Origin of the sequence: Methyloceanibacter sp., from assembly GCF_050728395.1 — a bacterium.
In the GTDB taxonomy this organism is placed as follows: domain Bacteria; phylum Pseudomonadota; class Alphaproteobacteria; order Rhizobiales; family Methyloligellaceae; genus Methyloceanibacter.
The window spans coordinates 18,600-41,006 of record NZ_JBOHJB010000018.1 but is presented as its reverse complement, the minus strand read 5'-3'; the positions used below and the strand labels follow the sequence as shown (position 1 = coordinate 41,006).

The 22,407-nt window shown below is 62.8% G+C and carries 20 protein-coding genes; 10 read left to right on the top strand and 10 right to left on the bottom strand.

The features are described 5' to 3' along the window. The 3 genes from ACREC7_RS05185 to ACREC7_RS05175 all read left to right on the top strand — a co-directional run. On the top strand, nucleotides 1–1,489 hold a 1,489-nt coding region (locus tag ACREC7_RS05185; protein WP_431554629.1), incomplete at its 5' end, for a Na+/H+ antiporter. Nucleotides 1,490–1,706: 217 nt separating this feature from the next. Beyond that, nucleotides 1,707–2,018 (top strand): hypothetical protein, encoded by a 312-nt coding sequence (locus ACREC7_RS05180; protein ID WP_431554628.1) that lies wholly within the window; start codon nucleotides 1,707–1,709, stop codon nucleotides 2,016–2,018. 132 nt (nucleotides 2,019–2,150) lie between these two features. Continuing rightward, on the top strand, nucleotides 2,151–3,308 hold the full coding sequence (locus tag ACREC7_RS05175; protein WP_431554627.1) for an acyl-CoA desaturase: 1,158 nt from the start codon (nucleotides 2,151–2,153) through the stop codon (nucleotides 3,306–3,308). Here the strand turns inward: ACREC7_RS05175 and ACREC7_RS05170 are convergent. Together ACREC7_RS05170 and ACREC7_RS05165 are read right to left on the bottom strand one after the other, a co-directional pair. Continuing rightward, on the bottom strand, nucleotides 3,298–4,134 hold the full coding sequence (locus ACREC7_RS05170; protein ID WP_431554626.1) for a class I SAM-dependent methyltransferase: 837 nt from the start codon (nucleotides 4,132–4,134) through the stop codon (nucleotides 3,298–3,300). The two genes, ACREC7_RS05175 and ACREC7_RS05170, sit on opposite strands and share 11 nt — an antisense overlap. 121 nt (nucleotides 4,135–4,255) lie before the next feature. After that, on the bottom strand, nucleotides 4,256–4,699 hold the full coding sequence (locus ACREC7_RS05165; RefSeq protein WP_431554625.1) for a DUF3597 domain-containing protein: 444 nt from the start codon (nucleotides 4,697–4,699) through the stop codon (nucleotides 4,256–4,258). Between the two features lie 136 nt (nucleotides 4,700–4,835). On the opposite strand from ACREC7_RS05165, the gene ppa reads away from it, so the two are divergent. Then, the gene (gene ppa, locus ACREC7_RS05160; RefSeq protein WP_431554624.1) at nucleotides 4,836–5,369 is read left to right on the top strand and encodes an inorganic diphosphatase; all 534 of its coding nucleotides are present in this window, start codon (nucleotides 4,836–4,838) and stop codon (nucleotides 5,367–5,369) included. Between the two features lie 5 nt (nucleotides 5,370–5,374). After that, nucleotides 5,375–5,581, top strand: a complete 207-nt coding sequence (locus ACREC7_RS05155) for a DUF2842 domain-containing protein (RefSeq protein WP_431554623.1) — start codon at nucleotides 5,375–5,377, stop codon at nucleotides 5,579–5,581. Between the two features lie 9 nt (nucleotides 5,582–5,590). Here the strand turns inward: ACREC7_RS05155 and ACREC7_RS05150 are convergent, their stop codons facing one another. Continuing rightward, nucleotides 5,591–6,622 carry a polysaccharide deacetylase family protein gene (locus ACREC7_RS05150; protein WP_431554622.1) on the bottom strand — a complete coding sequence of 344 codons (1,032 nt, stop codon included), beginning with the start codon at nucleotides 6,620–6,622 and terminating at the stop codon, nucleotides 5,591–5,593. Nucleotides 6,623–6,630: 8 nt separating this feature from the next. After that, nucleotides 6,631–7,452, bottom strand: coding sequence for a hypothetical protein (locus ACREC7_RS05145; protein WP_431554621.1), 822 nt, complete (start codon nucleotides 7,450–7,452; stop codon nucleotides 6,631–6,633). A gap of 224 nt (nucleotides 7,453–7,676) precedes the next feature. On the opposite strand from ACREC7_RS05145, the gene ACREC7_RS05140 reads away from it, so the two are divergent. The 3 genes from ACREC7_RS05140 to ACREC7_RS05130 all read left to right on the top strand — a co-directional run bounded on the left by ACREC7_RS05140 (nucleotide 7,677) and on the right by ACREC7_RS05130 (nucleotide 10,217). Then, nucleotides 7,677–8,816, top strand: coding sequence for a glycosyltransferase family 4 protein (locus ACREC7_RS05140; protein ID WP_431554620.1), 1,140 nt, complete (start codon nucleotides 7,677–7,679; stop codon nucleotides 8,814–8,816). 170 nt (nucleotides 8,817–8,986) lie between these two features. Next, nucleotides 8,987–9,718, top strand: a complete 732-nt coding sequence (locus ACREC7_RS05135; protein WP_431554619.1) for an SH3 domain-containing protein — start codon at nucleotides 8,987–8,989, stop codon at nucleotides 9,716–9,718. Between the two features lie 46 nt (nucleotides 9,719–9,764). Next, entirely contained in the window at nucleotides 9,765–10,217 is a 453-nt protein-coding gene (locus ACREC7_RS05130) for a CopD family protein (RefSeq protein WP_431554618.1), read from the top strand. Nucleotides 10,218–10,243: 26 nt separating this feature from the next. On the opposite strand, the gene ACREC7_RS05125 is transcribed toward ACREC7_RS05130, so the two are convergent. Continuing rightward, complete coding sequence (locus tag ACREC7_RS05125; RefSeq protein WP_431554617.1) at nucleotides 10,244–12,460, bottom strand: SLC26A/SulP transporter family protein; 2,217 nt, start codon at nucleotides 12,458–12,460, stop codon at nucleotides 10,244–10,246. Nucleotides 12,461–12,935: 475 nt separating this feature from the next. On the opposite strand from ACREC7_RS05125, the gene ACREC7_RS05120 reads away from it, so the two are divergent. Together ACREC7_RS05120 and ACREC7_RS05115 are read left to right on the top strand one after the other, a co-directional pair. After that, nucleotides 12,936–13,436, top strand: coding sequence for a hypothetical protein (locus ACREC7_RS05120; RefSeq protein ID WP_431554616.1), 501 nt, complete (start codon nucleotides 12,936–12,938; stop codon nucleotides 13,434–13,436). A gap of 162 nt (nucleotides 13,437–13,598) precedes the next feature. Next, complete coding sequence (locus ACREC7_RS05115) at nucleotides 13,599–14,480, top strand: cyclase family protein (protein ID WP_431554631.1); 882 nt, start codon at nucleotides 13,599–13,601, stop codon at nucleotides 14,478–14,480. Nucleotides 14,481–14,507: 27 nt separating this feature from the next. Here ACREC7_RS05115 and ACREC7_RS05110 read toward each other — a convergent pair whose 3' ends face one another. The 5 genes from ACREC7_RS05110 to ACREC7_RS05090 all read right to left on the bottom strand — a co-directional run bounded on the left by ACREC7_RS05110 (nucleotide 14,508) and on the right by ACREC7_RS05090 (nucleotide 22,407). After that, nucleotides 14,508–17,408, bottom strand: a complete 2,901-nt coding sequence (locus ACREC7_RS05110; protein ID WP_431554615.1) for an aldehyde dehydrogenase family protein — start codon at nucleotides 17,406–17,408, stop codon at nucleotides 14,508–14,510. A 4-nt stretch (nucleotides 17,409–17,412) separates the two neighbouring features. After that, nucleotides 17,413–18,552 (bottom strand): isocitrate/isopropylmalate family dehydrogenase, encoded by a 1,140-nt coding sequence (locus ACREC7_RS05105; RefSeq protein ID WP_431554614.1) that lies wholly within the window; start codon nucleotides 18,550–18,552, stop codon nucleotides 17,413–17,415. Between the two features lie 118 nt (nucleotides 18,553–18,670). Beyond that, the gene (locus tag ACREC7_RS05100; RefSeq protein WP_431554613.1) at nucleotides 18,671–19,804 is read right to left on the bottom strand and encodes an alpha/beta fold hydrolase; all 1,134 of its coding nucleotides are present in this window, start codon (nucleotides 19,802–19,804) and stop codon (nucleotides 18,671–18,673) included. A gap of 222 nt (nucleotides 19,805–20,026) precedes the next feature. Further along, nucleotides 20,027–21,751, bottom strand: a complete 1,725-nt coding sequence (locus ACREC7_RS05095; RefSeq protein ID WP_431554612.1) for a nucleotidyltransferase family protein — start codon at nucleotides 21,749–21,751, stop codon at nucleotides 20,027–20,029. Continuing rightward, complete coding sequence (locus tag ACREC7_RS05090; RefSeq protein ID WP_431554611.1) at nucleotides 21,748–22,407, bottom strand: glycosyltransferase family 2 protein; 660 nt, start codon at nucleotides 22,405–22,407, stop codon at nucleotides 21,748–21,750. The genes ACREC7_RS05095 and ACREC7_RS05090 overlap by 4 nt, the downstream gene beginning before the upstream one ends.

Here is a 22,407-nt window from a genome sequence, read left to right as displayed (position 1 = left end):
GCTCACTGGCGTGGTGATCGCGCTTATTCCTGGACTGCCGCCGGTGGAGCTTGCGCCCGAGCTCGTGCTGCTCCTGATCTTGCCCCCGGTCATCTACAACGCGGCCTTCCTGATGAGCTGGCGGGAATTCCAGTTCAATCTGCGCCCGATCACGCTTCTTGCCGTGGGGGGCGTCGTGTTCACGACGCTCGCGGTTGCCGCCGCGGCCCATTGGGTCATGGATCTTGCCTGGCCGGTCGGCTTCCTTCTGGGCGCCATCGTGTCGCCTCCGGACGCCATCGCCCCACTCTCCATTGCCCGCAGAATGGAAATCCCGCGCCGGCTCCTCGTCATCCTCGAAGGCGAGGCTCTGGCGAACGACGCGACCGCGCTCATCCTTTATCGCTTCGCCGTCGGCGCTATCGCCGTCGGCGTCTTCTCGTTTACCGAGGCTGCCGGGATCTTCGCCGCCATCGTTGTCGGCGAAATTCTATGGGGCATCGGCGTCGGGTGGCTGATGTTGCGCTTGAGACGGTGGGTGAAGGATCCTCTGATCGAGATCGTGCTTTCGGTCCTGACCCCGTTCCTCGCCTTTTGGGCGCCGGTGCACCTTGGCGGCTCCGGCGTTCTCGCCACGGTAACGGCCGGACTCTACGTCAGCTGGAACGGTCCCCGGCTGATCAACCCGAGGACCCGTCTGCAAGGCATCTTCTTCTGGGAGTTCTTCATCTACGTGCTCGAGGGCATGGTCTTCCTGATCACCGGCTTGCAGGCACGCACCATTCTCAGCCGCATCGGCGACTACCCGCTGTCGCAGCTGGCGCTCTCAGCCTTGGTGATCACGCTGACGGTGATCGTCGCCCGGTTTGTCTGGGTATTTCCCACCGCCTATCTGCCGCGATGGTTAGTGCCGCCCATCAGAAGGAGGGACCCTTCGCCGCCATGGCAGTGGCCGTTCGTGCTCGCCTTCACCGGCGTCCGCGGCATCGTCTCGCTCGCGGCCGCGCTTGCCATTCCGTTCCTAACGGCGAGCGGAGCGCCGTTTCCGTATCGCGACCTGATCCTGTTTCTGACGTTTTCCGTGATCCTCGTGACCCTTGTCGGGCAAGGTCTCCTGCTACCATGGGTCATCCGCAGCCTCGGGCTCGCCCATGCCGGAAGGAGAGAGCGCGAAGCCAACAGGGCTGAGGAGTACGGAGCGCGCGCCGAGGCGGTGCAGGCCGCGAGCGAGCGCCTCGCCCAGCTTACGGCCGAGCGCAATCTTCCGGCGGAAGTGATCGAGGCCGTCCGCGCTCAACACCAGGACCGGCTGAGACACATCGAGGACAGAAGCGCCGGCGACGGCACTGTCGGAAAACATAGCGAGCTTCACGAGGAGGTCGAACGCTTGCTGATCGACGCCGAGCGGACGCGGATCAACGATCTTGCTCGCAGCGGCAAATTGAAGGACGGGGCGCGCCGCCGCATCGAGCGGGAGCTCGATCTGCGCGAAGCCGAACTTCCCAACTAGCGGCGCGCCAAACCGGGTCTCCAGAGCTCGAGTTGTACCTAAGTCGAAGTGCCCCAATTCTGCCTTATTTTGGGTGGGATGGCGGGGTAGAGCGCCTGCCAGTCGCTTCATTGCCACAATGAATGGGCGACTGAGTCCAGCGCTTACCAACCTTCCCCACACCTTCCGTCAGATGCTCCCGAAGGCGGCTCAGGAACCGAAGCAAGAGGATGTTCGCATGACCAAGTCCGCTCGCAATTTCCTGAAGGCGTTTTCGGCGTTCGCCATGGCCGCCAGTTTCGTCGGCGCATCGAGTCTCGCCGGCGAATTTACCGTCGAGCAGGGAAAGCGATACCGGGCAACTCTCTCGCTCAAGTCGGTCGAGCGGTTGGCTGACAACGAGCTGATCGCAAGAAGATTTCGTGCACTCGGCTTCTCCAATGTGCGTGTTTCAGGTTCGGGCTCGACCCGACGGGTCGAAGGCGTCTGGCCAGGCAAGAACACGAGCGCGGCCATGCCGCCTCAGATCGTAGCGGTTGCTAGAATGTGAGATTCCAGAGAAGATCTGTAGGCGTTGGCGGGATATCTCCTATAAGCTGTGCCGAAAAGCAGGAACCCGCGCTCCGTTTGGCGAAGCCGGTAACACGCTCCCCATAAACGACCGGCCAAGACGGATCTCGCGATGACTGCCGACACCGATGCCGACGATGTGCATGACGACATCATCTATCCGTCGACGATTCCCTTCATTCTGGTCCATCTCGGCTGCTTCGCGGCAATCTGGACTGGCGTCACCTGGCAGGCTCTGGCCATCTGCGTGACGCTTTATTGGCTGCGCATCTTTGCCATCGGCGCCGGATACCACCGCTATTTCTCGCACCGCGCCTACACGACCAGCCGCGCGTTTCAGTTCGTCCTGGCATTTTTGTCCCAGACCACCACGCAGAAGAGCGTCATCTGGTGGGCCTCCAAGCACCGGCATCACCATCTGCACTCCGATACCGAAATTGACGTGCATTCGCCGCGGCACCACGGTTTCCTCTACAGCCATGTTGGGTGGATCTTCGCGCGGCGGCATGACGGGCCCGATCTGGCGAAAGTCACGGATCTGACGCGCTATCCGGAGCTCATGTGGCTGCACAAATACGAGCAAGTGCCGGCAATCGTTCTCGCCCTGCTCTGCTTCCTCATCGCCGGCTGGTCCGGTCTCGTCGTCGGCTTCCTGTGGAGCACCGTGCTCGTCTATCACGCGACGTTCTGCATCAATTCGCTCGCCCATGTGAGCGGCAGAAAGCGCTACGTGACCGGCGACGATTCGCGCAACAATTGGCTTCTGGCCGTCTTCACCATGGGCGAAGGCTGGCACAACAATCACCACGCCTATCAGTCGAGCGTCAGGCAGGGGTTCAAATGGTGGGAAATCGATCCGACCTATTATTTGTTGCAGGCGCTGTCCTGGACCGGCCTCGTGTGGGACCTCAAGACACCGCCTGAGTCGGTCTTGCGCAACGAGCAGCGCCTTGGTGCCAAGGTCATCAATCGGGCGGCCGAGGATCTCGCGGCGCGTTTCAATTCCGAGCGGATCGCCGCCGCCATCGCTGCCGCGCTACACACGCCAGAGCTCTCCGCGCTGCAAGACACGCTGACGCGTGCCCGCCACCGCACGGCCGAGATGCTGACGATCTTGCCTGTGCCTCATATCCCGAACCGCGAGGAGCTGGTGCATGAGGCGAAGGCGATGTTCGCCAGGACAAAGTCGCTCGACGAGATCGTCGACCGCGCCTACGAGCTTCTCATCGCCTCGGTCGGCGCGCGCCTGATGGCCCCGATCAGAGGCTGATCCCCTCGGACGGCGCAAGCGTGCACAGCGAGTAATTGTCGTACCAGATTGAATCGAGCGGCCGGCTTGGCCAAAAGGTTCGATACAGATCGGCCGTCTTGATGTTGTCGACCACGATCAGCCCGGCGTCGCGGGCGAGCGCTGCGATATCGTCGATGCCAAAATGCCAGGGCGCGCCCATCTCGGCGAAGCGCCTGACGAAGGCGGAGGTTTGGTCGTCGCCGGTGGCGTAGTCGATCACCGCCTCGGTCAAATAGTCGAAGGAGATGGCAAGCTCGCCGACGCTCTCCCGCAAACCGGTCAGCACTTCAAGGACGGCAGGCCGGTTCAGATACATAGTGTTGCCTTCCCAAATGACGTAGGTCGACAGGTCGAAATCGAAGCCATTGGCGTCAAGCAATCGAAGCAGGCCGTCAGTGACGTAGTTGCCGGAGATGGACACGATCGGGGCGTGGATCCCTGCCTCGGCCAGTCTTTCCCGCTTGAAGCTGATGGTGTCAGCATCGTCGATCTCGAAATAGGTGACGCCCGGCGCTTGCTTGCGCACGCCGCGGGTGTCCAGGCCGGCGCCGAGAATGACCACCTGGCGGCTGCCGTTGCCGAGCTGTGCATCGAGGTGATCGTCGAAATAGCGCGTGCGAAGCTTCACGCCCTCGCGGCCCGGCGGAAAACCGGCAGCTATGCGGTCGGCCGCCGCCCGCGTCCGCTCGTTGAGAAACAAGGGAACGATCGGATCGAGATAGAGGGGATGGGCTTCAGCGTTTTCCTCCGCGCGGTACTCGGCCACGATGAAGGCCGTCCCGGTAACGTCCTGAATTTCGGTCAAGGTGTTGTTCCCGCCGCCAACGTGTCGTGCTTGGCATCACATGGTTGACCGCAAGGCGGAGCGCAAGCGGTCACTTTGACCGCTTTCTCCGCCGCCGGGTCGCGCCCAATTGTGCAAGGGCCTAATGTTTCAAGTCTTCGGGGACCATGCCGCCGTTTGCGGCGAGCTTGATCATCACCTGCTTGTGCAGCCAGACGTTCATCTTTGCCGAGTCTTTGGTGTCGCCCGAATAATGCAGCTCCTCGGCAAGCTTCTTGCGTGCAGCCTGGCTGCTGTCGAGATCGAGCAGCTTCATCAGATCGACGATCGAGGTGCGCCAGTTGAGCTTCTGCTTGCTTTTCTTGGCGAACGCGTCGAGCACGGCGGCGACATCGACAGGTTCGGACCACTCGACCTTCGGGCCGATGGGCGCGGGTCCAGTCCTCGTCACGGTGCCTGACGGCGATGGCGAAGCTTGCGGCGCCGGGGAGGCTGAAGGCGCCGAGGCCTGACTGCCGGCGGCCGGGGTTTCCGCCTTGGCCGAACGGCCAAAAATCGCTGACATGATGTCTCCGAAAATGCTCATGACTGACACTCCTGGTTTGAGGGTAGCCGGATCATAATCCAGCTTGAGGCTCGGCTCCTACTGCCATGCGGCCTTGGTTGACAACGTGCTAGTGTGACAGTCTTCGCCCGGCAGGCCGGCACCCAAGGATGACGCCATGGACCTCTCACGCATTCCGATTGGCGAAAATCCGCCGCACGAGGTCAATGTCATCGTCGAGATTCCGCAAGGCGGCGCTCCGGTCAAATACGAGATCGACAAGCCATCAGGCGCCATGTTCGTCGACCGGTTTCTGCATACGGCGATGTTCTATCCGGCGAATTACGGCTTCATCCCGCACACTCTGTCGGAGGACGGCGATCCGCTCGATTGCATGGTGATTGCGCCGACCCCGGTGGCGACGGGAGCGGTGATCCACGCGCGGCCAATCGGCGCGCTACTGATGGAGGACGAGAAGGGCGTGGACGAGAAGATCATCGCCGTGCCCGTCGACAGGCTGCATCCCTTCTATAAGCGGGTCGCGAGCTATCGCGACCTGCCCGAGATCCTGATGGAGCAGATCGGGCATTTCTTTCAGCACTACAAGGATCTCGAGCACGGCAAATGGGTGAAGGTGCTGCGCTGGGTGGAACCTGCAGAGGCCATCGACCTGATCCGCGCCGGCATCGAGCGGGCTAGGCCGCGAGGCTAGCACCCATGCGCGTGCGATCCCGCAAGCTGATCGGAACTGTGGTGCTGCTCGTCTTTGTCGTCGCCTATGCGCTGGTGGTGGCAAGTATCGCGTCGGGCCGCATCACTACCGCCCCTGCCCTCGCACAATTTACGTTCTTTCTTGTTGGCGGGCTCGCCTGGGTACTTCCGGCCCGCCTTCTGATCCGCTGGATGCAGCGGCCTGACGCCTGAGCGTTAGGATCAAGCGGCGCTGACCTCACGGAAGCGATTGCTGAGTGCAAATGGCGCGCCCGAGAGATAGAGCGCCGTATAGGCGAGCGACTGATAGTCGCCGGCGAGCGACACCCGCGGCAGCGCCGTGAGATAGCGCCGGTGCGCCTGGAACAGCACCCCTCTCCGCGCGGTCACCGCGGTCTTGAAGCCGGCCTCCTTGGCAAGCGCGAAGTCGCGCCCCCGCGCGGCGGTCTCATCGCCGTAAGGAAAGCTGAAATGGATGGGCCTTGTCCCGAGCTCGCGCTCGATGATGTCGGCGCTGCCTTCCATCTCCGAGAGCGCCTTCTCGGGGGCGAGCTTGGAAATGGCATAATGCGCCTTGGAGTGGGCGCCGATGGTGACCAGAGGATCGGAGGCGAACGCGCGGAGATCGTCCCAGCCCATCATCAGGTCGTGGCAGGAGGCAGACATGTCGATGTCGTATGTGTCGGCAAGCGCGCGGATCACCTGCCGCTGTCTTGCCTCGTCGACGCTGCGCAGCCACTCGTAGATCTGCTCGAAGCTTCGCCGCTTCTCCTGCGCGGTAACGTTGGGGAGACGCCACAAGCCGCCTTGGCGGCAAAGCTCGATCTCCCTGGCTCTTGCGACCACCTCTTCCAGCGCCAGCCACCACAGCTCGCCCCAGCCTGAGGCATAGTCGGTGGCGACATAGACGGTGAACGGCAGCGAGCGCCGTTGAAACAAGGGATAAGCGTGGCAAGCAAAGTCGCGGTAGCCTTGGTCGAAGGTGAAGCAGACGAACCGCCGCCCGTCGTCTTCGCGCAACCGCCGCACCGCTTCATCGAGACCGACGACGTCGAGCCCAGCCTCCTCGACCTGATCGAGCATGGCTTCGAGAAATTCGGGGGCGATCTCGAGGCCGCGATTGGGCGCGAACGACTTCTCCAGCAGAGGCCGCACCCGATTGAGCGTGAAGATCACGCCGGCCCCTTGGGTATAGGGTGCGAGCAGACGGTGCGCGCCGCTGCGATAGAGTCCGGTCAAGGCGGCTCTGGTCATGGCGGATTTCATGCCCATCGCGCGGCCCTCCCGATAAAGGATCGGCGCCGCTCAGTCTCGCCTTGCGCGTACGCCAAGACCGGGCAGCCGAAGACCGCAAGGTCGAGCAGGCCGGATTCGCTCCCCTTGCTCTGCCCGCGCGCGAGCACGGCGACAATTCTGTGCAAGCGGCCTGCGAGGATCGGCCTGAGCATGAGTGCGGTGCTGCGGTCGGCATGCAGCACGATGACGTCGTAGGCCTGCGCCAGGGCCTCGAAGATGCGGGCAAGCCGCTTGCTGCCAGTGCCGGAATTGGGCCAAACCGCCGGACCTCCGGGAGGGATCACCTGGAGGGGCGTCTCTTCGTCAACTCGGACGATGTCGTCGAAGGCTGCGGTGCCGGCGGCGAGCTCGGCGAAGCCCGGCGCGCGCGGGAGCCCGAGCTCGTCCGACACGGCGTTCGGTCCGCGCGCGAGATCGACCAGGACCCTGAGCCGCTCCTCCGGGAGAAGCGCCCGCGCGATGGCCAAGGCCTCGCGGCTGGCGTCGATCTCGGGGCCAGAGGCCATGACGAGGACGGCGCGTGGCGCATCCTGTTCGGCGAGACGCTGAAGGTGATCGAGAACCGCATCGAGCGATGTGAGCGGTGGAAAGGCGGCGGCACTGCCATTGGCATGCTTGGCCGGCGCCTGGCCGTTATGCTCCGGCTCCTTGAAGGCAGCCTGGCTGCCAAGGCCAGATCTTTGCAAATAGCTGCGGAGATCGTTGGCCGCTGGCCGCATGGCGGCCGGCGACATTTGTTCTTCGTTGGCCGGAAGCGGATGCCGCTTCGGCAGGTTGGACGGTTTCATGGGTTCCCCACGCAGGCCAATTCGGAAGACCGAATGCCCTCGCCTGCGGGGTCCATTAGAGCGCCCGCCCGTAACTAAGTTGTTAATGCCCGCCCCGCTTCGGCACGTTCTGGCGGCCGGACGGCGCTATTTACGGGGTGAAGAGGTTCTTCTAAACCTCAAGGAACCGTCGCCCAAACCGCAGTTGCTGCACCGTGACCCCCTCGCTCCGTATTCTCCATTGCTTGAGGGCGCCAATCGGGGGCCTGTTCCGGCACGTCCACGATCTGGTGAAGGGCCAGGCCGAGCTTGGGCTTCAGGTCGGCGTCATCTGCGACTCCGAGACCGGCGGGGAGAACGCGGCGCGGGCGCTCGGGCGCTTGACGGATTTCTGTACGCTCGGCGTGGCGCGCTGCCCCATGCCCCGGCAAATCCGCCCCGGCGACTTCGCGGCATACCACCGGGTCAAGCGCCTTGCCGCCAGCCTCGATGTCGATGTCCTGCATGGGCACGGCGCCAAGGGCGGCGCCTATGCGCGGCTTGCGGCGCGCGCGCTCCAGCGCAAAGGCAGGCGCGTCGGCGCCTTCTACACCCCGCATGGCGGCAGCCTGCATCATGCGCCGACCACCATGACCGGCCGCATCTACGTCAAGGCCGAGCGGAAGCTCGCACCTCTCACCGACGGCCTCATCTTCGAAAGCCTGTTCGCCGCGCGCCGCTTCAGCGAGTTCATAGGCAAGCCCGCCTGCCCGGTCTGCATCGTGCCGAACGGCCTATATCCGCATGAGTTCTACGAGCCGAGGCTGGCCGATGATGCCGCCGATTTTGTCTTTGTCGGCGAGCTCAGGCCGCTCAAGGGCGTCGACATCATGCTCGCGGCGCTCGCCGCTCAGCGCACCGTCTATCCGGCGACAGCGGTGATCGTCGGCACCGGCCCTGACGAGGCCGACTTCAAGCGGCTGGCGCAAAAGCTCGGGATCGAGACCATGGTGAGCTTTGCCGGCTCGCTTCCCGCCAGAACCGCCTTTGCCCGCGGCCGCTGCGTGGTGGTGCCGTCGCGGGCGGAGTCCTTTCCCTACGTGGTGCTCGAGGCGGCCGCGGCGCAAATGCCGCTGATCGCCACCGAAGTCGGCGGGATTCCGGAGATCGTTGAAGGCACCGACACGCCCCTGATCAGGCCCGGGGACATCGGCGCTCTCGCCCAGCAGATGCGGGCGTTCCTCGCTCACCCGAAGCCGTTTCTCGGCCGCGCCATCCAGTTGCAGAAACATGTGGCCAAGCGGCTCACGGTGGAGCGCATGACGCGCGAGATCCTCGACTTCTACATCTCGGCGCTGGGCGACGTTCCAGCGGCGAAGCCTGTTTCAGCAAAATCAGCCTCTTGAGGCTGCGCTCTCACCTCACGCCTGAGGATCGCTGCCGGAGTCATTTCTCCAAGCCACAAGAGCGGCGCCGGCAACGTTTTCGAAGCGATAAACGACGAGCGTCCTTGAAACTTTCTAGGGCGCTGATTAGCTGAACATAAGACGGTGGGCACCGTTCGGGATGATGCGCTATGAAGCGGCTGCTCCTGTCTGCGTGCCTGGTCGGCGTCGTGTTCGCCGGCTACCCGCCCAAGTTCCCACAGACCAACCAAGCCACGCCTGCCACGACCTTGCCGCTCGAGGCAGAGCGGGGTGTGACCATTGTTCCGAAAAACCGGAACGTGCAACGCGTCGCCTATCGTCCTTCGGCAACCGACGTTTCACAACCGGCCACCCTAAAGGGGTCGCCGCTCGCGCCGACCGTCGAGGCGATGTTTGAGCCTGCGCTGCCGCAGACTGCTGAGAGCAAGGATGAAAACCGGGACGAAGTCGCCGACCAAAACGCCATGTGGGTCAAGGTGATCCGCGGGGCCACGGTGCATAGCGGTCCTTCGGTTTCAGCGCCTGTCGTCTCTTATCTTGCCGTCGGCAAGGAATTGCATCTCGTCGATTCCCAGCAAGACTGGTTCCAGGTCTTCGATCCGGCGACCGGCCAGCGTGGATGGGTCTACGCCAAGTATTATGTCGAGCCGATCGACCGTCCGAGCGGCAAGCGCGTGGTGGCGGTGCAAGAGCCGCAAGCGCCTGTCGAAGCGGCGCCGGCGCCAGTCCAGGTAGCGCCATCGAAGGCCGTGCGCCGCGTTCTGCAGCAGCCGCAGTTCCTCGCTCCGCCGCAGGTCCAAGTGGAGAGAGCTCAGCCGTCCCGGCCGTGGCTCCGAGACGACAGTGTGGCAAGCCTGCTGGACAGGGCCTTCAGGCGCTAGCATACCGCCTCACTCCAAGCTCACGATCCTGTGCTAGCCTCAGGGCATGGCACTGCTTGTCGCGCTCCATGTCCTTGCGGCGGTCGTCTGGGTCGGCGGCATGTTCTTTGCCTACATGGTGCTTCGCCCGGCCGCAGGGCCGCTCGAGACGGCCGAGCGGCTCGCCCTTTGGCATCGTGTCTTCGGCCGCTTCTTCCCATGGGTGTGGGCGTGCATCGTCCTTCTGCTGATCAGCGGCTACGGCATGCTGTTCCACTCTTTCGGCGGGTTCGCGGGCGCCCCGCTGCATATCAACATTATGCAGGGCATCGGCATCGCGATGACGCTCTTGTTCTTGCATCTGTTCTTTGCGCCTTGGCGCCGTTTTGGCCATGCCGTCAGAAGCAAAGCCTTCCCCGAAGCTGCCAAGGCGCTCGGTCAGATCCGCCGCATCGTGGCGATCAATCTCGCGCTCGGCATCGTAACGGTGGCCGTTGGCGCGAGCGGCCGGTTCTGGTGAGCTCAGTGAGGGCCGGAGGGGACGGCTCACATTTCAAGTTCGTCGATCATCCGGTCGGCGCGACGTAAACGTCCACTTAGCTCGCGACCGAGGTTCGCGAGCAGCTTGATGGCGATCGCGGGAGCCTCGCTGGAGAGCGCGGCGAATTGTGCCTGGCTCAATGCATAGGATATGAAATCGTCGTCAGCGACGATCGATGCCGAGCGCGGGCCCGCATCGAGGATGGCGAGCTCGCCAAACACGGTTCCGGGCGCAAAGGTCACAAGCCTGATATCACGACCAGTGGGCTGATGGATAAAGGCGCTGGCCGTTCCTCTGGTGACAATAAAGAGATCGGTGCTGCTGTCGCCCTGGTGGAAAATCACTCCGCCCTTTGGGTGCGCGACGCGGGTGAGGCGTGCCTTCAACGCAGCTATGTCGCCAGGATCGAAGTTATATAGGACGCCAACCTGGTCGAGAGGCATCTCCTCGACAGGCAGAGGCTCATCCAGCACATCGCGCAGGAGATTATCCTCCGCCCACTCGATCGCCCGATCCACGTCTTCGAAGACCTGATTGGCCGAGACTTTCTCCAAAACGCCAAAATCGCTCAGCCTGGACATTGCATCGCTGCGATTTGAAAGCACGAGACCCAAGCGACTTCCCTTGCGCGTAAGGTCGGTTTGTATGTCCAGGATGATGCGAGCTCCGGTGCCGTCGATCTCGCTGACGCGGCGGAGGTCAAGAATCAGTGAGCGAGTTTCCTGTCGAGTCGCGGCTGCAATCTCATCGATGAGCCGTTCGCCGGTCCCGAAGAACAGGGCGCCTTGCAGCTCCATGACCAGGATGGAGGCGCCGTAGCGTTCGAGCGCCTGCGTTTCCCTGGCATCGCGCGACCTTCGCGAGCTTATGGAATGGCAACGATAAGTGCGGCGGATGATGGAACGGCTCATGCGCACGACGAACAACATCACAGCGATGATGGTCCCGAGAAAAACGGCGAGCACGATATTCACGGTAATCGACAGCACCGCGACCAGCACGACCACCAACAGGTCGATAGTGAGAAATCGCCTTTGGCCGCCCGAACTCATCCCTATGCGTTTTATGAGTTGCATCGACCATGGATCGAAATGCTGGATGGCGACCACCATGATGACCGCCGACAGAGCGACCCGCGGCAAGAGCGTCATGATCGGGAACAGTACCGTGAACGCGAGCAGGATTGCGGCTGCGTTCACTAGAACGGAAACTGGAGTTCGGCCGCCAAAGGCGCGGTTAGTGAGGGTGGGGCCGATATTGATCCCGCTGGTGATGCCTCCGAAGGAGGCGGCAACAACATTGCCGATACCCAGCCGAACCAGAAGCCCATCTGCATGCGCCCTCGCGTCGCCAGGTTGGCTCACGAGTTTCGCGCAAAGTAGTGCGTCCATGGAGGCGATGACAGCAAGAGCCAGCCCCCCGCCCAGCATGGTCGGCCACAGCTGGAAAAGCATGCCGGTGTGCATAAGGTCACCGACATTTCCCCAAGGAGTGAAACTGAGCGCGTCTTTGGCAGGCTCGCCGATAACCGACCCGAGATGACCGCGCAATCCGAGGGCGATGAGCGCATAGTAGGCACCCGTTCCCGTGGCGAGACCGACAAGGAGCGGTGGCACTCTGGGAATGATCTTTCGAGAGTTCCACATCACCGCGAAAGTGAGCGCGGCGAGTAGAACGCTCAGGGGCTTGATTGTGCCGGGATGGCTCAACACGAAAGTGAATGGCCTCGTCTCATCGAAACCGCTCACATTGGCCAACTGCACCAGAAACAGGAGCGCCGCCGCCGTGGTCTGGAAGCCAGCCACGACCGGGTGAGGCGTGAATTTGAGCAGCGTCCCGACCTTGATTGCTCCAAAGAGAGCCTGGAAGAGACCACCCAGGAGGATTGTCGAGAAGAAGACTAGGAGGATCAGCGCTACGCTTGGTGCTTGTAGTGCGGCCGTTTCGGAGTGGACCAGGCCATATAGAAACGCGCCGAGGAAAAACGTGCTGATGATCCGCGGCGCGTACACCGTCGGCGTTCTATCGCCAAGGACGACACTGGCGATTGCAACGGCGAATGCAGTGTAGAGGCCAGCCAATGCGCCGTTGGCAAAATACCTGTCGCCCAGGGATACAAGGGCGAACATTCCGTAACCCATGGCCAATGGAATAGCGACTGCCGCGGACACCAGCCCGCCGATGACATCGTCGCGGACATTTGATCGCCAAGCATGCAGCATCGGTCGCCACGAGCGAATTGTCGCGCTCCCTTTTTACCTGCCGGGCTTACACGCGCAATAGCTCAAATGTTGTAAAGCATTCATAGCGGGCCGGACGTTCTCCCGCATTGGCCCTAGTGACTTAGACCGACCATCTTGCTTTGGGCTTTTGCTTGGAGCGAAAATTACGACGCATTGGCATACCTAGCCGATATCGGCTATGCTTTCGCACTTCCGGCTTATTCCGCTTGCAACTCGAAATATTGGGAGAACGCCCATGAGATCATATTGGTCACGCGCGTCCGCAAGGATTTGGGCTTTCTTTTCTATGATTGGTGTCGTCTTTGCGTCCATAGTACACAAGAGGCGGTCAAACAGACATTCTTCGCCACCTCTCTAGCGGCCGCTGCTGTGCTTCGGGCTTAACACGATATCGGCGGCGCTCGATATGTGCGGAGTTGTCCTAGCGAAGCGCCCTCGCCAGTGGGAAACTACCATGGCCAACAAACAGAACTTTACTCGCGAGGAATGGACCAAGGTTTTGGAAAGCCCGATGGTGGTTGGTGTGGCCGTTTCAGCTGCGGAGCCGAGCGGCCTTTGGGGCACGCTCAAGGAAGCCGCTGCAAGTAGTTCGGCCTTAGCTTCGGCGAAACTCGACACCCATTCCAACGAGCTCATCAAGGCAGTCATCGCTGACTTTGAGACATCGGAAGGAAGGTCTGACATTCAGAAGGCAATGCGCGAACGCTTTGCCGGTGCAAAACCGGATGACTGCGTGCAGCGCTCTCTCGCAAGTCTGCGGGAGGTTTCGGCGATCCTCGACGCCAAGGCACCTGACGATGCAGCGGCGTTCAAGGCCTGGCTGCGCAACATCAGTCAGAAGGTAGCCGAGGCCGCTGTGGAGGGTACCTTCCTCGGCTTTGGTGGCGTGCGCGTAAGCGATGCCGAAACAGCCACCCTTCGCGACATCGCCAAGGCCCTAGGCGTGGCCTCCTAAGCTCTTTTTGGCTCTTGCCGACCTCGTGCGGATGCCGCAATGGGCTCCAAGGCTCTCATGAGCGGCGGGGGCTTCCAAGGAGGTTCGAGCATGACAACGGATAAGGGGCAGACTTGGCTCGCGTTGGAGTTGGCCGCCTTCGTCACTCTGTGCGCGGTAACGATGCCGCCCAGCGGGAATGCGGCCGAGGGCACGAGCCTTTGGCCCGTCTATGAGCAGGCGTTGAAGGGCGCAAAATATGTCGACCTGACCCACACGATCACGCCGAACATCCCGGTGTGGGCAGGCTTTGCCCAATCCACCTTCGCGCCGGCCAAGGCCGGCACTGACAGCGAAGGATTCGCCACGAAGGGTGAGGTTTACACCTACGCCAAGCATGGGTTCGAGGCGACGGAATATGCGCTCAAGACAGACCAGCTCGGAACGCAGCTCGACCCGCCCGCCCATTGGGCGCCGGAATATCCGGCGATCGATGAGCTGCCTGCGACGTACGCCATCAGGCCGCTCGTGGTCATCTCGATCGTCGACCAGGTGAAGGCGAACCCGAATTACGCTCTTCAGGTCGCCGATATCGAGGCCTGGGAGAAGAAGCATGGCCGCATCCCGGAAGGCTCCGTGGTCTTCGTCCGCTCGGACTGGTCGAAGGTCTGGCCCGATCCGAAACTTGCCACCTTGAAGGAATTCCCAGGTGTCGGGCTCGACGCCCTCAAGTTCCTGCACGAGGAGCGCAACATCCTGCTCCACGGCCATGAGCCTCTCGACACGGACTCGACCCCGACCCTCGAGGGCGAACAATGGCTGATGCATCATGGCTTCGCGCAGGCCGAAGGCGTCGCCAATCTCGATCAGGTGCCGGAGACCGGGGCGCTGGTCATCATCGGCTATCCGAAGTTCGGCGGAGGCCTTGGCGGGTACGCACGCTACATTGCCGTCTGCCCGCCGGACTGGCCCCATGGCGCAACCATCGGCCATAGCGATGCGCCGCTGCCGAAATCCGAAAAGCCCTTGCACTACGATGCTGCCGCCGGCATGCGCGTGCGGTAGGCCGGCCTGGCTAGATCGACCCTGCCATCAATCGGCTCCCTCGAGCCGTTTACGAAGTTCGGTGCGAAGCAGTTTGCCATTGGCGTTTCGAGGCAAATCGGACACGAACACAAATTTGCGCGGTCTCTTGTGTGAAACGAGCCGCTTGCGGCAGTGAGCGTTGAGCGTGGCTTCGGTCAACTCGGGAGAGGAAACCACGAAGGCGGCAATCTCTTCGCCCTCACGCGACTTGGCGAAGCCCACCACGGCGACATCCTTCACGCCTTCAAGCTCTGCCAGCGCGGCCTCGACCTCCGATGGATGCACATTGACGCCGCCGCGGATGATCATGTCCGAGCTCCGTCCCATCAGCTGGAGAAAGCCCTCACCGTCCACTGCGCCGGTGTCGCCTGGATAAGCCCAACCGTCCTTGATCTGGTCGCCGGAGTCGCGGGCAGCGCCATAGATGTCGCGCGCCACGGCCGGTGAGCGCACGCGGATGGCACCAGCCTCGCCGACCGGCAAAGGCTGATCGTCCTCACCGACGATTTCCAGGGTCACATGCGGCAGCACGCGGCCGACCGTCTCCGGCCTCGCGTCGATATCGGCGCCGTACAGCACGGTCATGCGCCCTGCGAGGCTCGAAGCGTAGCCCTCGACAAAATGCCGGCTGAGCCTTGCCCGCGCCAGGCGCTTCTCATCCGGAAGGATGGGAGCGCCAAAGCAGTAAAGCGAGTCGAGGGCCGGGAAGAGATAGGTCCCGTCCGGCGCCGGCGCCTCGAGCAAAGCGCGCAAGATCGTCGGCACCACGGCAAGCGAGGTTGCGCCTCTGGAGTGGACCGCCTCGATCAGCTCGCTGGCGCTGAACAAGGGTGGGTAGAAGTAGATCGTCGCTCCGTCGAGCAGCTGGCTCAGAATGTGGTTGCGCGAGCCGGAGAAGGAGATCGGGATGACGCTGATCAGCTTCCCATGCGGACGCCTCCGCCCCAGCTTGATGTTGCTCTCCAGCCTGAACAAAAGCTCCTCATGTCCGAGGACGATGCCGAGGGGGCGGCCGGTGGTGCCCGATGTCAGCGAGATGATGGCGGGCGCGCCACCGCTCTCCTCAAAGAAGGGTTCGGCGTCGCGCTTGGCGATGGCGTCGGCCCAGCTGCTGTCGACGAGGATGGAGGTAAAGGGCGCCTGCGATATCTGCCGGTCTCCAAGGATGGCGGAAAGTTGAAACTCGCCTGCAAGCTGTCCCTGTTCATCGGGCTTGGAGCGAAAGTCGATGGGCACCGGCACGGCGCCAAGCATCCACAGCGCTACCATGGCAACGACGGATTCGCCGCCGTCGCGAAGGGCGATGCCGACCTTGCTTCCGGGCCTCACGCCGCGATGGCGAAGCTCGCGCGCGCTTCTCGCGGCGCGGCCAATCAGTTCACCGTAGGTAAGGGTGAGGCGCGAGGAGACGATCGCCGCGCTGCCCGGCCAGCGGGCCGCGAGCGCGATGAGGGTCTTGGCGATATTGCCCTGACCGGCCGAGGTGCGGGCTTGCGCCGTGCTTTTGCTGTGAACCGAGGCCGGGGCGCCCCTCTGCTTCGCTCCATATACGGTTTGCGGCCGGGTGAAGAATTCAACATCGAATTGGCCATGCTCCGGCGGCCCGAGGCCAGAGGCCTTCCAGCCGCCGAAGGGCGCGTCAACCATAGCGTTTGCGGTGGCCTGGTTGATCTTCAACATGCCGGCCTCGGCCTCGTCGAGAAAGCGGCTTACGACCTCGTCCGAGGTGGTGAACACCGCGGCCGCCAGCCCCTGCCTCACGCCGTTGCAAAGGCTGATGGCAGCATTCCAGTCTGAAGCCTTCTGCACCACGAGAACTGGCCCAAAGGTCTCCTCCTGGACGATATTTGCCGCCGGCTCATCGCAAAAGATGATTGTCGGCGGGTAGAACTTTCCGCCATGCGTACCGACGGATCGCGGCTCGCTACCCAATGGCAGCAGCGGGGCGTCGCAATAGGACGCCGCGCGCTGGACGAGCGCCGCCACGCGGTCGCGATGGGCGGTGCTGACCATGGGGCCGATGACAGTGCCGGTCTCTGAAGGATCGCCCCATTTCAAGGCAGCAGTTGCCTCGAGCAGCAGCGGCATGAACTCTTGGCGGCAATCGTCGTGCACGATGACGCGGCGGTTGGCGGTGCAGCGCTGACCCGCCATTTCGAAGGCGCCGGCCGCGACGGCGCGCGCCGCTTGCGCAAGATCCGCGTCGGGCCAGATGATGGTGGCATTGTTGCCGCCAAGCTCGGCCTGGAGCGGAATGTGCCGTTCTGCGCAAATATCCTGCGCCGCGCGTCCGGCGGCGAGCGAGCCCGTGATCGTCACCGCCCCGACGCCGGCTTCGCGCATCAATGCCTCGCCTTCGCGCGGGCCGCCTTCGAGCAGGCCGATCAATCCCTCGGGCCAGCCGGCTTTTCCGAGGCATTGCAGCAGTGATCGTGAGATCTCCCGCGCCTCGGGCGCGGGCTTCCATACCACGCCATTGCCGAACACCATTGCCGGAACGATCTTGCCGAGAGGGATATAGAGCGGGTTGTTCCAGGGCGTGATCGCCGCGACAACGCCATGAGGGCGCCGCCGCGCGAACCAGGCGGGATTGGCCGCGATGGTCTCGTCGCCGGACTTGGCGCGGCGGGCAATGGCGTCGAGCATGTCGATGCAATGCTGCAGCTCGCTGCGGCCGAAACGGATCGGCTTGCCGACCTCGGCCGCGATCAGAGCCGCGAGCGATTCGGCTTCCGCCGTGAGGGCAGCGGCCAGACGGCGCACGAGATGGACACGCTCCGCAAGGGGCGTGTTGCGCCAGTCCCTGGCGCAGGCCCACGCCGCGGCGACAAGCGGTGACGCTGCCGCCTGGTCCTCCTCGGGTAAGTGCGCATTGCGAGCCGTTGGTCTTGCCGCGGCCTCTGCCATCAATTCACACCTTGCCGGCAATCCGGAAGCCGCGCGTGTCCATGATCTCCTCGGCACGCCCGGCGATACGGCGCCCCATCTCACGCGTTCCCACGACGCGGCAGCCAGGGATGGCTACGTCCTCGGTACGCCAGCCCTCGCGCCACACCGAACGCACCGCCTCTTCCATAATATCAGCCTCGTCGTAACGCCCGAAGGTCTCCCGCAGCATCATGGAGAAAGCGAAGATCTGTCCTGCGGGGTTCGCCTTGTCGCTGCCCTCAAGGTCAAAACCGGCGCCGTGGTTGGTCTGATACACGGACTTGCCGTCCTCCGAATAATTTCCGGAGAAGGACGCGCCGCGTGAGCCGAGCAAAATGGCGCCGAGATCTGCAATCACGTCGCCGAACAAGTTCGGCGTGGCGATGACGTCGAACGTCGCTGCGCGCTGCAGCAGCCAATAGGCCATCAGATCGATGCCAACGAATTGCAGGCGCACGCCATGTTCCTCGGCGGCCTCATTGGCGCAAGTGCGCCACAGCGCGCTGATGGACGGCAGGCCGGATTCCTTCCAGACCACAGCCATCTTGCCCCGCCGCTGTTTGGCAAGGCGGGCCGAGGCGAGGAGGAAGCGCCTCACCTGACTCTCCTCGTAGTCGAAGTGATGCCTGGCGACCCGCCGGCCGGGTACGCTGCCGTCCTCGCTCCATTGACCTTGATAGATGCCGCCGCAATTCTCCCTGGTGATGAGGATGTCGAGCCCCTGCACCACCTCAGGCTTGAGCAGCGAAGCGTCCTGTGCGCTGAGATCGCTTTGCAACGGGCTGATCTTGAAGAACAGGTCGAAGTGCTTGCGCAGATCGTAGACGAAGCGTCCGCCGTAAGGTCCCTGAATGACGGCCCCGCCGCGTGCGAAGGTCTGCTCGCAAAGGCCGAGGATCTCGTCGGTAAGCGGCCGATTGGTCTTGGCCTCGACGGCGTGGCCGCTGAGGCGCCCGGCTTCATAGACATTGAGCGCGACGCTCCTCGGGCCGACGACGCTCTCCAGGACCTCAAGACCGGCGGCGATCACCTCCTCGCCGACGCCCTCGCCCCACAGCATGCCGACCTCGACCGGAGCGCCCTGCTTGTTCGCTTCAAGCTTGGGAGCATCGAGACAGTCCACCCAGCGCTTTGGACCCGAGCGAGACCCTTGCGCGGGTTCCGCGACCGGGTCCGGCAGACCGTGTCTATGTTCCACAGAAGCGCCCATTGCATTTACCTGGCGTGTTAGTCGGAAGGGATCAGGCTTCACGAGCGGCGAGGCTCATCGAGCCTATCGAAAGCTCATGCGGCGGCGAGGAGCCCGCATCGGCGAGAGCCTCCTCGAAGATCGACTGCATGAGGGAGGCGGCCTTGGCCGTGCTGATCTCGCCGTGTTCCTCGAACACGAGCCGCGTCCGCCGCCGCGGCAGCAGGTCAGCCAATGAGCTGTCCAGTTCGCGCTCAGGCGAGGCGAGAATTTCGACCGGTCCGTCGAACTTGCGTGGCTTGTACCGCGATAACGCAAACTGAAGCTTGGCCCGCGCCTCCAACGATTGCGGCACGCCCGGCATTTTTGAGCGGCCCCGCTCCTCTTTCGTCAGAAGCTTCTCGCGGAATGACTGTAACGTCTCGGCCGGGTCCTCTCGCTTGGCAGCGATCCGCCCCGCGGCGTCGCGCATCTTTTGCCACAGTGCCTGCGCGCCAAACGGACCAAGCGGGGGCTCGCCGTGCTCGCGTTGCGCCTTCCTCTTTCGCTCCCGTTTCAAGTCCACACCGCGGTTCTTCGGCAAGCTTGGGTCAAGCATCACGAGCTGCGCGATGGGCCTGCCACGCACGGCGAGTTGCGCGGCCATCTCAAGCGCGATCAGGGCGCCAACGCAAAAGGAGACGATCAGGATCGGCCCTTGCGGATGGCGCTCGACGAGCTGTGCGACATAGACCGCGGCAATGTCCTCGATCCGGTCATAGCTTTGTCCGCCACGAATGCCTGGGAGCTCGAACACATGGAACTCCTGGTCCTCTCCGAAAACCTTGCGGAAGGAGGGCTTGGGCAAGGTGAACCCCACGCGTCCATGAATGAGAAAGATTGGCGGGCGCCCCCCTGCTCCCATTGCCGGCTGACTCGATTTGCCGGAAAGAAACCTGGCAATTTCTCGTGGCGAGCCGTGCTCGAACAGGTCCGAAATTTTGAAGTCCTGCCCGGTCCGTTGGGAAATCTGCTCGCTCAGGACCTCACCGAGAAGCGAATCGCCGCCGACATCGAAAAATTCGTCCGCCGCACCGATCCGGTCGAGCTCGAAAACCTCGGCAAAGACACCTGCGATCAATGCCTCGAGGCTGCCGGCCGGCAGCTCGTAGGGCGTCTGCAGGTCCAGGCTTTCGCGTGCAATCATGCGGTTTTACCCCCCCTTGAGGCAGACTGTCGCACCGGCGAAGCCCCAGTTCAAGATCGGCCCGGCTGGGCGCCGGTTTTCGCGGCCCTAACCGGCCCCTTCAAGAGCGCCACATTTCTCTTAGGGATAGTGGATTGGCCTCGCCATGAGGAGTCTCGTTGTGGCATTTCGGCGACATTCACGCAGCCCGGTTCAATGTCTGATTGCGAGCCGTTCTGACCGCTACCGCCAGCCCCGGCGTTCTTTCCGACCGTAGGTTAGGAAATGTTCGTAGGGATCGACCTCGTGCTCGAAGAGATCAGGGTACGACAAGACGTAGAGCACAGGATCGAAGTCTATCGGTATGCCGCTCGCTTGCCGATGGGGCGAGTTGTCAATCTTCTGTTTGATGCGAGCGAATTTGCCGACTTCCGGCTCTTCGCCCCGTAACACCTTGATCTGAAGCTCCGGTTTGTTCTCGGCGCTGAACATGCCGGTCATGCGCTTTACATCGAGCAGCCGCAGCCTGCTTACCGGAACTCCCCGCGTTAGGGCATAGTCGCCCGGAGGTGGTTTCGCATCGCCGGGGTAACTCTTCGGCCGCAACGAAATCTCCACCCACCGACCGAACAAAGCGCGGCTCGGGATCAGCACGCAATACGCGAAAGCCGCGATCCGTCCCTTAAGGTCAATCGCCGCAAGAAATGTACCGTTGGCAAAAACATGGATGTGGGCATGCTGGCTCACAAGGAACTGCTCCGCCATGCTTAGGACAAGCAGGTGGTCGCCCGAGTGACTAAGCGGGATCAGCAATCTCGCATCGGCGCCACCATCGGTCCAGAAGCTGTCCCGGTCAGGCTCTCCCCAGCCAGGTCCGGCGAGCTGATCGACGACCGAACAGTCGCTGAGATCGAATTCCTCCTGGCGCGGCGCGGGTCCGGTCAACGGCTTCGATAGCGGCCCGGCCAGTCTGATCAGCCACCGTTCAAGCTTCGCGTTGCGGCCTAGCGACCGCCAAAGCCAATAGAGAGCGGGACGGTCAAGCAGCGCCGTCTGTGGATGTGACCGGATGCGAGGGCTAACGGCTGACGACACTGTTGCCCGCGCCGGACCCCTCATCTCGGCCGGCACAATGTCGGAGAGACCAGCTTTTGCGAAAACCGAGAGAAGATCGTCGAACGCTTCGAGCAGATCCGCCCTTCTCAGCAAGAGAAGTAGCCTCTCCTTCCCACAGAGTGGCAGTAGCGCCGCGGCGTCCACGACGGTTTGCAGCGCATCGGCATGAGTTCCGACAAAACCGTGATGTATCGACGAGAGCAAAGCGAATTCGGGACTTTGCAACAATAGCTTCCGCCCATTGAACTCGACCTGCTCCCCCGTCGCCCACATTTCCTTGGCAAGCCAATCCTCGGAGGGTGTTCCGCCAAGCCGCCAATGGAGATCTAGCTCGGCCCGGTCCTTGTAAAAGTTCCAGCTGTCCCGGCGCATGCGGCTTCGATGCAGGAGCGACAATCGTGTCAGGCCAAATGCGGGCGTCCAGCCGGCTTCGACGAGCACCTGATAGGCCTTGTCCAGAGCGTCCGCCGGAACGTGGAAGTCGACGTCGAACAGAGACCGCGAAGACCAGGCGCCGAACCTGATGCAGATCGCCATGCCCTTGGTGAGCATGACAGGTGAATGCCGGCCAAGCTCCTCGAGAGCGGGGAGCGTTGCCCGCGCCAACAAATTCGTTCTGGTAAAGTTGGCCTTGGCCTTTCCGCGGAGCTTCGGCGGCAGGCAAAGCTCCGGCGCGATACGCGTGAGATTCCCGTGAACTGCCGTGAGCAGGCGCAACTCCGGACGCGGCGCGTCCTCAAGCGCAATCTGTGCCGTCCACGCCTTCCAACTTGCCGCGGCGAGTACAGGATCTCGATGGAGGGCAGCCTTGAGCAGCAGCTCCTCGCGCTGGGAAATAGGAAGCGCCGTCATGAGCGCGTTCGCCGATGGTGGTCCCGAATGACGCGCAGCAGATCGCGGCGTGCATTCGGTCGGTCACGGCTGCCAAGGTTGCTGCCGTGGATTCGGCGAAGCAGCACGAGCCTGTCCAGGATCTCGAAGCGCAGACCCAGCGCTTCGGCCCGGCTCATCCAGTCGACAATTCCGGCATGCGCCACGTCGGTTCGGAACGCACCGATGCGGTCAACCGAGGCGCGCTTGATGAGGAGCGAACCGAGAAGCCTGGCGGGTTGTGGTGTGTTGATAGGATTGAGCCGCTCATCGGTGTTGACGACACTTCCGAACACGTAGTCGGTGCCGAGATCACGCTCAATGGCTTGAATCATTGCAATGAGACGGTCGCTGGGCCAGACATCGTCGCAATCGAGGAACGCAAGATATCGTCCGCGCGCAAGCCGGATACCGTGATTTATCGCGGCGCCAATACCAAGCGCCGGTTGCGAGACGACAACGGGCGAGAAAGAATGCTTGCGGGCGCTGTGGGCGGAATCATCGGTTGACCCATCGTCGATGACAATCGTCTCAAGATCCGTGAACTCTTGCGCCGCGATGCTGTCCAAAGCCTCGTCGAGAAATCTCTCGCCGTCGCGAACGCAAACAATCACGGAGACAAGAGGTTGCTCGGGCAT